Raw genomic sequence first — 9,595 nt, 5'->3', positions numbered from 1 at the left:
CAGTTCGCCTACGTCGCGTCGCACGACCTCCAGGAACCGCTGCGCAAGGTGGCCAGCTTCTGCCAACTTCTGGAAAAGCGGTACAAGGGCCAACTCGACGACCGCGCCGACCAGTACATCGCCTTCGCGGTCGACGGCGCCAAGCGGATGCAGACGCTGATCAACGACCTCCTCGCGTTCTCGCGCGTGGGCCGGCTCGACACCGAACTGAGCGACGTCGACCTCGAGAAGTGCATGGAACACGCGCTGCACGCCCTGGCCGGCGCCCGCGAGGAGAGCGACGCCCAGGTCACCGCCGACCCGCTGCCCACGGTCCCGGGCGACAGCCTGCTCCTGGGCCAACTGGTGCAGAACCTGGTCGGCAACGCGATCAAGTTCCACGCCGAAGAGGCCCCGCGGGTGCACGTGGGGGCGCGCTGGGACGGCGAGCAGTGGGAGTTCAGCTGCACCGACAACGGGATCGGCATCGAACCCCAGTACGCCGAACGGATCTTCGTCATCTTCCAGCGCCTGCATCCCAAGGACGCCTACGGCGGCACCGGGATCGGCCTGGCCATGTGCAAGAAGATCGTCGAGTATCACGGCGGCCGGATCTGGCTCGACCCGGAGGCAGCGAACGGCACCACGATCCGCTGGACTCTTCCCGGTTCGCCGCCGGAATCCGGCGACGTGCCCGAACCCCGCGAAGCCGGATCCGCGGACTCACAGCCGCCCACCGCCGATCAGCGGTTTGATGAACCGACGGAAGACGCCGTACGAGGGAGCAGTGCATGAGTCAGCCCGTAGAGGGAGCCATCGAGGTCCTGTTGGTCGAGGACGACCCGGGCGACGTCTTGATGACGCGCGAGGCGTTCGCGGACAACAAGGTCCGCAACTCGCTGCACGTGGTCAGCGACGGCGTCGAGGCGGTGGCCTTCCTGCGTCGAGAGGATCCCTTCGCCGACGCGCCGCGCCCGGACCTGATCCTGTTGGACCTCAATCTGCCGCGCAAGGACGGCCGTGAGGTGCTGGAGGAGATCAAGGCCGACGAGGACCTGCGGCGCATCCCGGTGGTCGTGCTGACCACGTCGGAGGCCGAGGAGGACGTGCTGCGCAGCTACCACCTGCACGCGAACGCCTACGTCACCAAGCCCGTGGACTTCGAGCAGTTCATCAACGTGGTGCGCCACATCGACGAGTTCTTCGTCTCGGTGGTCAAGCTCCCGACGCGCTGAACACCGTGCGGCGCGACGGGCGGCACGAGGGCCGGTGTCGATCGGGGCGCGGTGGCGCGGGCGCGCTCACCAGGGGCCGTAGGGCCCCATGTGGGTGCCACCGCCGCCGCGCCGGCCGCCGACCTGCTTGAGCGCGGGACGCACGTCGACGAGGTAGACGATCGCGGCCACCAGGCCGGCGAGCATGAGCATCAGGCCCAGCCCCGTGGGCAAAACGTCGACGACGACCGCGACGCCGAGCAGGATCAGCCAGAACGACTTCTTCTGCTTGTCCGCGGCGCGGAACGCGTCCTCGCGTCGGAACGCCGCGTCGAACAGGCAGAAGACCTTCAGCAACAGGATGCCCAGGAAGAGCCAGGTCATCACCTCGCCGAACTTGGCCGTCAGCAGACCATCGGCCATGGCCAGTTCCATCGGTCCTCCTCTGCGAGGCGGCCTTGGGCCACCGCGTCGTGCGGGAAGCCCAGTCTGGCATGCGGTGCGCGGCCTCGGGGTGTTGCGAGGCCGCGCACCACACCGATCGCTCGCGTGTCAGCGGGCGGCGGGGCCGCTCGATTTGGCCGAACCGGTGCCGGCCGGCTTGGAGTTCGAGTCGCCGACCTTCTTCGCGCTCTGCTCGACCGCGTCGGCCGCGGCGTCGGCGGCCTTGGCCGCCGCCGTCGCGGTCGCCTTGGCCTGGCTCCGGGCGTTGACCGCGCCGCGCTTGGCGGCGGTGGTCGTGGCCTTGACCTTGCTCTCGGTGGTGCGCAGCGACGACTTGGCCCGCTTGGTGCTCTCCTGGCGGTCGACCCGGTCGACGAGCTTGTGTCCGCGTGCCGCGAGGTCCTCGTAGACCTCCTTTGCCTTGTCCACCCGGGACTTGGCGAAGGACTGGGTCTTGTCGGCGAGGGACTGGGTGCGCTCGGGCAGGGTCTGCACGCTCTCGCGGGCCGACGCGACCGAGGTCTGGATGCGCTCGCGCAGCACCTTCGGGTCGGCGTTGAGATCGACCCGCAGTTCGCGGATCTTCTCCACGACCAGGTCGCCGGCGCCGGCGACGACGTACAGGGGGGTGGAGTCGGTCAGGGTCTTCTTCAGGTCCGTGGCGATTGCCATGGTGTTCCTCATTCCTGGGGATCGAGGCGGTCGGTTGCGGCCTGGCCGGCCTTGCCGTTCTCGGTTCCTTCGGCGGCGCCCTTGCCGTTCTGCGTTGCGCCGTCTTGCGTTGCGCCGTCCTGTGCTGCGCCGTCCGGGGCGTTTTCCTTGCGGAACGCCTCGTAGATTTCGATGAGGACGCGCTTTTGACGGTCGCTGATCGCCGGATCCGCCATGATCGCGGTGCGTACCTCGCGGTCACCCTCTTCGCGTTCGTCGAGGATGCCCGCCTGCACGTAGAGCGTTTCCGCCGAGATGCGCAGGGCCTTCGCGATCTGCTGAAGGATCTCCGCGCTCGGCCGCCGCAGTCCGCGCTCGATCTGGCTCAGATAGGGGTTCGAGACCCCGGCCGCCTCGGCGAGTTGCCGAAGCGAATATTGCGCGTTGCGGCGTTGCTCCCGGATGTACTCACCCAGCGAGCCGACGTTCAGACCAGCCATGGCTCCAGCATGCACAGACCGTGCTAGCTATTGCAAGCACAGCGCTAGCAAGCGTGTTCCGCCCGCTGCGCCGCCGTGCTGTTCCCGGTCGCGCCGTCAACGACCGGACAGCAGGTCCTCGACCTTGGCCTCGCCCTCGCGATAGCGGCGGGTGATCTCGGCGGCGCAGTCGTCGGCGGTGCGCTGGAGGCGGTGCCGTCGGGAGGACACCTCGTGCTCGTGGGCGGCGAGCTTGGCGAGCGCGTCGCCCAATTCCGCGTCGCTGTGCGCGGGGAGGTCGGACAGGCCGACGTCGGCGAGCAGTTGCTCGATCCAGCTCCGGTAGCGATCGGTGCGCGGCGGCTGGACGTTGACGTGCCGGGCGCCGCGCGTGGGCGGTCTCGACTCGGACAGGATCTCGGGCAGCCGGCCCACCACGGGCGACTCGGGTTCGGCGCCGTCCTGCCCGGACCGTCGGGCCAGTTCGGCGCGCAGGATGTCGATCCGCCCCTGGAGCAGCCTCCGCAGGTAGGACAGATCGTTCTCCTCGCGCTGGGCGTCGCGCATGAGTTCGCGAACCCGACTCAGCGTGAGCGCGCGGATGGCCTCGGGGGCCACTCCGTCGGGAAGATCCACCATGAGACGCATCGTGTCATGTCGGACAGACCCTCGCGTGCCACATGGTGGGGAATGGCTCCGGACGGGTGGGCACAATGGCTCCATGCGTGCCGTCCTGCAGGTGGTGACCGAGGCTTCCGTGACCGTCGAGGGGGCGATCGTCGGCTCGATCGTGGGCCCCGGGTTGTGTGTGCTCGTGGGCGTGACCCACACCGACACCCCCGAGATCGCCCACCGACTGGCGGCGAAGCTGTGGAGCCTGCGCGTGCTCGACGGCGAGAAGTCCTGCTCGGACCTGGCCGCGCCGCTGCTGGTGATCTCGCAATTCACGCTGTACGGCGATGCCCGCAAGGGGCGGCGGCCGACCTGGAACGAGGCCGCGCCGGGGCCGGTGGCCGAGCCGCTCGTCGAAGCGGTGGTGGCCCGGCTGCGCACCCTGGGGGCACACGTGGAGACCGGCGTGTTCGGCGCGGACATGAAGGTCGCGCTCGTCAACGACGGACCGATGACCCTCGTCGTGGACATGTGACCCCGACGAGGGGGCAGACGAGCCGGTGACGCGGGAGATCCGCGAGGACATCGGGGGTTGTCCCCATGTCCCCCGGGCGATCCGCGACGCAGAATGGCATCGGGTACACCGACCGAGAGGGGTGGGACCGTGTCTCATCGAGGCCCGTACATCGCGGCGGGGATCGTCGTGGCGATCATCGCGCTGTTCCTGCTGCCGACGTGGATCGCCTGGGGCGTGGTGGCCGTGGCGATCGGCCTTCCGGTGGTCGCCTACTTCGCCTTGGACCGCTCGCAGCGGCGGCGCATCCACCGCATCCGCCGCCGCGAGATTCGCTGACCGGTTCCGGTCTCGGGAGACAGCGCTAGGCGGGGACCACGACCTCCTGGGTCGCCGCCACCCCGCCGGCCTGGAGCTCCGCGTCCACTGCGGTGTTGCGCTTGACCAGGGCCAGGGCGATCGGCCCGAGTTCGTGGTGGCGCGCCGCGCTGGTGACGAAGCCGACCTGGCGGCCGTCGAGTTCGACGGGCGCGCCGTGCTCGGGGAGCGCCTCCGGCGTGCCGTCCAGGTGCAGGAACACCAGGCGGCGCGGCGGCTTGCCCAGGTTGTGTACGCGCGCGACCGTCTCCTGGCCGCGGTAGCAGCCCTTGTCCAAGTGCACGGCGGAGTCGATCAGGCCCAGCTCGTGCACGATCGTGCGGTGGTCCGTCTCCTGGCCCACGCGCGGCCGACGCGCGGCGACCCGCAGCGCCTCGTAGGCCCACATCCCGGCCGGATCGGCGTGCGTGCGGCCGTACTCCGCCAGGCGCTCGCGCGGCAGGAACAGCTCGCGCCCGTACGGCATCCGACGCACGAGCACGTCCTCGGGAGTGTCACCGAGGTCGCGCGCCTCGTACACGATCGCGTAGTCGGCGCCGACGTCGGCGACCTCGACCCGCAGCATGAAGCGCATCTTGTCCAGGAACGCGACGAGCGCGGCCCCCTCGCCGGACTCCACGTGCGCCCAGAACGCCTCGCCGTCGTCCACGCCGTAGAGCGCGTGCTCGATGTGCCCCTTGGGGCTCAGCACGAGCGTGGTGGTCGCCTCGTGCGGCTCGAGGTTCGTCAGGTGTTGCGTGCTCAGCGAGTGCAGCCAGCTCAGTCGGTCGGGCCCGGACACCCGGACGACGTCGTGGTGGGAGAGGTCGACGAAACCCTCGCCCGCCTCCAGCCGGCGTTGCTCGCGCAGGGGATCGCCGTAGTGCGCGGCGACACCCGCGTCGGGGGCTTCCGCGGCGACCGCTCGGGGCAGGGACAGCAAAGGGCTCGTGGACATGTCCCCAGCGTACGAGACCGCGCGAGCGGGCGATCCGAACGAGCGGGGGATCGACGAACGGGGGCCGAACGAACGCGGTGGTGCGAACGAGCGGGCCGGGCGGCGAACCTCAGGGAACTCGCGCCGCCGAGCACCGCGCGCATCGACCGAAGATCGCGAAGTGCGCGAGGTCGATGTCGAATCCGTGCTCCTCGCGCACTCGCTTGCCCATCGCCGCGGCGACCTCGGTCTCGACCTCGATCACCGTGCCGCAGTCCCGGCAGACCAGGTGCAGGTGCCCGCCCGCGTCCGCCGGATGATAGGTCGGCGCGCCGTGTCCGAGGTGGGCGTGGGTGACCAGGTCGAGCTGTTCGAGCAGTTCGAGGGTGCGGTAGACGGTCGAGATGTTGATCCCGCCGGCCGTCTTGTGCACCTCGACCAGGATCTCGTCCGGCGTCGCGTGGCCGAGGGTGTTCACCGCTTCGAGGACGAGTTGGCGTTGCGGCGTGAGCCGATAGCCCTTCTCGCGAAGCTCGTGCTTCCAGTCGCTGCTCACGACGGGAAGTTTACGAGTGCGACGGGCCGTTCGGGCTATTCGGCGGCGAGCTCCGCGTCGACGCGCTTGAGCTGGGCGGACACGTGGGCCTGGAGCGGCTGCCCCATCGCGGCCATGTCGTAGGCGTACATCAGCTCGCTCTTGACCAGGCCGTAGAGCCGGTGGCCCGCGGTGTACTCCTTGGCGTCCTCGGTGCGCGCGACCACGTCGGTGCGCATCTCCAGGCGTGGACCCTGGACCGTGCCCAGCCAGATCTCGACGATGCCGGTGGGGTGCGCGAGGGTCACGTCGATCGAGCCGTCCAGGCGCGAGCGCCAGAAGCCGGTCTCGGTCGCGAGCGGACGCACCCGCTCGCCCTGGTCGTCGAGCAGCCAGGTGCGCGACGAGTAGGTGAGGAACGGCTTGTCGGCGATGTAGTCGAAATTGACCTGCTGGCCGAAGCGAAACGCCTCGATCGTCGGGTAGTCGCCGACGCCGGCGCCTTCCCACGTGCCGAGCAGGAACGCGAGCGGGACGAGGTCCAGGTGGAGGTCGTCCGGGATTTCGATCATGTGAACAAGCCGCTTCCGGGGTCGGGTACGGCCGATCAGCCTACCCGCCCGTGGATCAGTTCTGGCCCTTGTACAGCTTGGACACGGTCAGGGCGGCGAACCAGGCGACGAGAACGCCGACCAGAACCATCAGCGCAATGAAGAAAATGTGCATCGCCCGGGAGCTCCTCGTGCCTATGCGATCGACCGTGCAGGGTGCCAAACGGCCTCAGTGTATAGGCTGCGGGCCGTGAAGCGATCTCTCGTGGTCAAGGTCACCGCAGGTCAGGACGCGCCCGAGCGCTGCTCGCAGGCGTTCACGGTGGCGTCGGTGGCGCTCGCGTCCGGGGTGGACGTGTCGTTGTGGCTCACCGGCGAGTCGTCGTGGTTCGCGCTCCCGGGGCGCGCGGCCGAGTTCGACCTGCCGCACGCCGCCCCGCTGCCCGACCTCATCGACGCACTGCTCGCCGGCGGCCGGGTGACACTGTGCACGCAGTGCGCGGCCCGCCGCGCGATCACCGGCGCCGACGTCCTGCCGGGGGTGCGGATCGCGGGCGCCCAGGTGTTCGTCCAGGAAGCCCTCGCGGACGGTGCGCAGGCACTCGTCTACTGATCCACCGAGCGGGTCAGTGGCTGATCCCGGAGATGTTCAGGCCGATCACGCCGAGCAGGACCAGGCCGATCGAGATCAGCTTGAGCGGCGACGAGCCCTCGTTGAGCAGCCAGATGCCCACGAGGGCGGTGCCCGCCGCGCCGATGCCGGTCCAGACCGCGTAGGCGGGGCCCACTTCCAGGGTCTTGAGGGCGTAGGTCAGCAGTCCGAAACTGCCGAGGGCGCAGGCCGCGAAGCCGATCGTGGGCCACAGTCGGGTGAATCCGTGGCTCTGCTTGAGCATGATGGCGAACCCGGTCTCCAGGACTCCCGCGATGATCACGATCACCCATGCCACGTGTTGCCTCCCGGCGTCGCGCCCTGCCCCATGTTTCGGTATGTACGCGGACCCCGTATGTACGCGAGCTCCGATGTAACTCCGGATAGGTCTACCACCGGTGCACGGAAACCTTTCTGCCCCCGGCCGCGACGTGCACACAAAACAACCCCGTCCCTCCCCCGAGCACGTGGGGAGGGACGGGGTCGTCGTGCGGCCGATCGGGTCGCGGGGTCCGAAGGTGTACGTCCGAAGGAGACCCGCTGCCGTCGGGGTCGGGATCAGACCGCGATCTCGACCTCGGCGACGGTGCCCTTCTCGGCCACGACGACGCTGCGGTCCACGGTCGCGCCGGGGACGAGCGCACGCACGGTCCAGTTGCCCGGGGCCGCGAAGAAGCGGAACTGTCCGGTCACGGACGTGGGCACCTCCGCGGTGAAGTCACCGCCCGCGTCGAGCAGACGCACGTAGCCGTTGATGGGCTGTCCGCCCTTGGTCACCGACCCCTGGATGATCGTCTCTTTCGCCACGTCAACTCCTGCCAGATCCGGGCCGCCGGCCTTCGCACCGCACATCGTTCCTGCTCCCTGTCACCGGGTGGTGGGCTATCGGGTAAGTGGGGTAGCCGTCGCTCACTTGCCGTCGCCGAGCTCGATCGGCACGCCGACCAGCGCGCCGTACTCGGTCCACGAGCCGTCGTAGTTGCGAACGTTGCCCTGCTCCAGCAGCTCGTGCAGGACGAACCACGTGTGCGCCGAGCGCTCGCCGATGCGGCAGTAGGCGATGGTGTCCTTCGCCAGGTCCACGCCCTCGCCCTCGTAGAGCGCGGTGAGCTCTTCGTTGGTCTTGAAGGTGCCGTCGTCGTTGGCGGCCTTCGACCACGGGATGTTCTTCGCGGTCGGCACGTGGCCGGCCTTTTGCGACTGCTCCTGCGGCAGGTGCGCCGGGGCGAGCAGCTTGCCCGAGAACTCGTCGGGCGAACGCACGTCGACCAGGTTCAGCGAACCGATCGCGGCGAGCACGTCGTCGCGCCAGGCGCGGATCGAGGTGTCCTGCGGCTTGGCGACGTAGCTCGTCGCGGCGCGCTCGGGGACCTCGACGACGAGCTCACGCGAGTCGAGCTCCCACTTCTTGCGACCGCCGTCGAGCAGCTTGACGTCGCCGTGGCCGTAGAGCTTGAAGTACCAGTAGGCGTACGACGCGAACCAGTTGTTGTTGCCGCCGTAGAGCACCACGGTGTCGTCGTTGGCGATGCCCTTGGCCGACAGGAGCGCGCCGAAGCCCGCCTCGTCGACGAAGTCGCGCTTGACCGGGTCCTGCAGGTCGTCGCGCCAGTCGATGCGCACGGCGCCGCGGATGTGGTTCTTCACGTAGGCGGCGGTGTCTTCGTCGACCTCGACCAGAACGACCTTCGGGTCGTTCAGGTGGGCCTCGACCCAGTCGGCGTCTACGAGGACGTCGGTGCGGCTCATGGGGATACCTCCGGTGAAGAAGTACGCGGAAGATGCAGAGGAATTCACCCGCTGCGCGCGGGTGCGCGCCGGTTCGGGTACAGCCGTGCATGCCGCGGCGCCGCGGCACACGAATGTCGGGGGTTGCTACCGGGAGAGCGGGTGCCCGTCGTGCCGCGTCGTCACGCGGAATCGGGCCCCGAGGGCCGACGGTCGGTCGCGGTCCGCCGAAACGGCGCGCGAACGACGACTGTCGGCAGGTCAGTCAGCGCAACACAGGCAGGTCTGCGTGCGGCACAGGTCCACTGCGCGCCGCTTGGTGAGTACATCCGCCTGTCGCTTCACAACACCGATCGTAGGTACGCAGGGCGCGCATGTCATGCCTGGTCCAAGATGCGAGACATTTTTGTCCGCACTGTGAGACGAGGGAGCATTAGCAGGGGGTTTGTCACTGTTTCCCCGGCTCGATCTCCAGAAGCTTCGTGTCGTCCGCGACCGTCTTCACCGAGAAACCGGTGATCTCGCCGACCGAGATGCCGGTGGTTCCGCGCAGTTGTTCGCCGGCCGGATAGCCGGCCGGCGGAACGACCCACGAGGACGCCGTCTCCACGCGGCCCCTGCTGCCGTACACGTCGAGTCGGCAGCGCGTGCCCGGTTGGATGCCGGACACCGTCAGGTCCACGTTGCTGCCCCACTCGGACGCGGCGTAGCGCACCTCGGCACCGATGCCGGACCGCGGGTCGCTCCCGCGCGCCGTACGCCCGGCCGCCGGGTCGAAACCGGCCGTCCCCGACGGGGTCCGCACGGGGGCGAGGCTCGGCGCGGGCGCGTCGGCTCGGTCGCCGCCGTCCGAGGAGTCGCCCACGGACCAGCCGATCGTGCCCGCGAGGACCACGAGCACCGCCGCGGCGGCGGCCAGCACGATCCGGACGTGCCGGCGGC

General features: G+C 69.5%; 15 protein-coding genes and 1 pseudogene. 5 read left to right on the top strand and 11 right to left on the bottom strand.

Annotated elements, in window-relative coordinates; genetic code table 11:
• The coding region (locus tag GT354_RS45490) for an ATP-binding protein (protein WP_237536103.1) at window positions 1–774 on the top strand (774 nt) is incomplete at its 5' end.
• The gene (locus GT354_RS45485; RefSeq protein WP_161363300.1) at window positions 771–1,214 is read left to right on the top strand and encodes a response regulator; all 444 of its coding nucleotides are present in this window, start codon (window positions 771–773) and stop codon (window positions 1,212–1,214) included. The genes GT354_RS45490 and GT354_RS45485, both read left to right, overlap by 4 nt.
• A 66-nt stretch (window positions 1,215–1,280) precedes the next feature.
• Here the strand turns inward: GT354_RS45485 and GT354_RS45480 are convergent, their stop codons facing one another.
• The 4 genes from GT354_RS45480 to GT354_RS45465 all read right to left on the bottom strand — a co-directional run bounded on the left by GT354_RS45480 (window position 1,281) and on the right by GT354_RS45465 (window position 3,406).
• Window positions 1,281–1,628, bottom strand: a complete 348-nt coding sequence (locus GT354_RS45480) for a DUF2516 family protein (RefSeq protein ID WP_237536102.1) — start codon at window positions 1,626–1,628, stop codon at window positions 1,281–1,283.
• 117 nt (window positions 1,629–1,745) lie between these two features.
• Entirely contained in the window at window positions 1,746–2,309 is a 564-nt protein-coding gene (locus GT354_RS45475; RefSeq protein ID WP_161363298.1) for a hypothetical protein, read from the bottom strand.
• An 8-nt stretch (window positions 2,310–2,317) separates the two neighbouring features.
• On the bottom strand, window positions 2,318–2,788 hold the full coding sequence (locus tag GT354_RS45470; RefSeq protein WP_161363296.1) for a helix-turn-helix transcriptional regulator: 471 nt from the start codon (window positions 2,786–2,788) through the stop codon (window positions 2,318–2,320).
• Between the two features lie 96 nt (window positions 2,789–2,884).
• On the bottom strand, window positions 2,885–3,406 hold the full coding sequence (locus GT354_RS45465; RefSeq protein ID WP_161363294.1) for an ABC transporter substrate-binding protein: 522 nt from the start codon (window positions 3,404–3,406) through the stop codon (window positions 2,885–2,887).
• An 82-nt stretch (window positions 3,407–3,488) separates the two neighbouring features.
• Between GT354_RS45465 and dtd the strand changes: the two genes are divergently transcribed.
• Window positions 3,489–3,914 carry a D-aminoacyl-tRNA deacylase gene (gene dtd, locus GT354_RS45460; RefSeq protein ID WP_161363292.1) on the top strand — a complete coding sequence of 142 codons (426 nt, stop codon included), beginning with the start codon at window positions 3,489–3,491 and terminating at the stop codon, window positions 3,912–3,914.
• A gap of 129 nt (window positions 3,915–4,043) precedes the next feature.
• Window positions 4,044–4,232: a hypothetical protein gene (locus GT354_RS45455; RefSeq protein WP_161363290.1), complete on the top strand. Its 189-nt coding sequence runs from the start codon at window positions 4,044–4,046 to the stop codon at window positions 4,230–4,232.
• A 25-nt stretch (window positions 4,233–4,257) separates the two neighbouring features.
• Here the strand turns inward: GT354_RS45455 and GT354_RS45450 are convergent, their stop codons facing one another.
• The 3 genes from GT354_RS45450 to GT354_RS45440 form a co-directional block, all read right to left on the bottom strand.
• Window positions 4,258–5,208: a folate-binding protein YgfZ gene (locus tag GT354_RS45450; RefSeq protein WP_161363287.1), complete on the bottom strand. Its 951-nt coding sequence runs from the start codon at window positions 5,206–5,208 to the stop codon at window positions 4,258–4,260.
• A gap of 109 nt (window positions 5,209–5,317) precedes the next feature.
• Window positions 5,318–5,743 (bottom strand): Fur family transcriptional regulator, encoded by a 426-nt coding sequence (locus GT354_RS45445; protein WP_346012473.1) that lies wholly within the window; start codon window positions 5,741–5,743, stop codon window positions 5,318–5,320.
• 35 nt (window positions 5,744–5,778) lie between these two features.
• Window positions 5,779–6,294: an FABP family protein gene (locus GT354_RS45440; RefSeq protein ID WP_161363285.1), complete on the bottom strand. Its 516-nt coding sequence runs from the start codon at window positions 6,292–6,294 to the stop codon at window positions 5,779–5,781.
• 229 nt (window positions 6,295–6,523) lie between these two features.
• Here GT354_RS45440 and GT354_RS45435 point away from each other — a divergent pair, with 229 nt between their 5' ends.
• Window positions 6,524–6,886, top strand: coding sequence for a DsrE family protein (locus GT354_RS45435; RefSeq protein ID WP_161363283.1), 363 nt, complete (start codon window positions 6,524–6,526; stop codon window positions 6,884–6,886).
• 13 nt (window positions 6,887–6,899) lie between these two features.
• Here the strand turns inward: GT354_RS45435 and GT354_RS45430 are convergent, their stop codons facing one another.
• From GT354_RS45430 to GT354_RS45415, 4 genes and pseudogenes are all read right to left on the bottom strand, one after another.
• Window positions 6,900–7,223, bottom strand: a complete 324-nt coding sequence (locus tag GT354_RS45430; protein WP_161363281.1) for a multidrug efflux SMR transporter — start codon at window positions 7,221–7,223, stop codon at window positions 6,900–6,902.
• A 260-nt stretch (window positions 7,224–7,483) separates the two neighbouring features.
• Window positions 7,484–7,777 (bottom strand): DUF1416 domain-containing protein, encoded by a 294-nt coding sequence (locus GT354_RS45425; RefSeq protein WP_161363279.1) that lies wholly within the window; start codon window positions 7,775–7,777, stop codon window positions 7,484–7,486.
• 57 nt (window positions 7,778–7,834) lie between these two features.
• Entirely contained in the window at window positions 7,835–8,674 is an 840-nt protein-coding gene (locus GT354_RS45420) for a sulfurtransferase (RefSeq protein ID WP_161363277.1), read from the bottom strand.
• Window positions 8,675–9,101: 427 nt separating this feature from the next.
• Window positions 9,102–9,595 (bottom strand): annotated as a pseudogene (locus GT354_RS45415) (hypothetical protein); the annotation flags it as partial.

The organism is Streptomyces sp. SID3343 (assembly GCF_009865215.1).
Taxonomy (GTDB): domain Bacteria; phylum Actinomycetota; class Actinomycetes; order Streptomycetales; family Streptomycetaceae; genus Embleya.
This window is presented reverse-complemented; position numbering and strand designations above follow the sequence as displayed.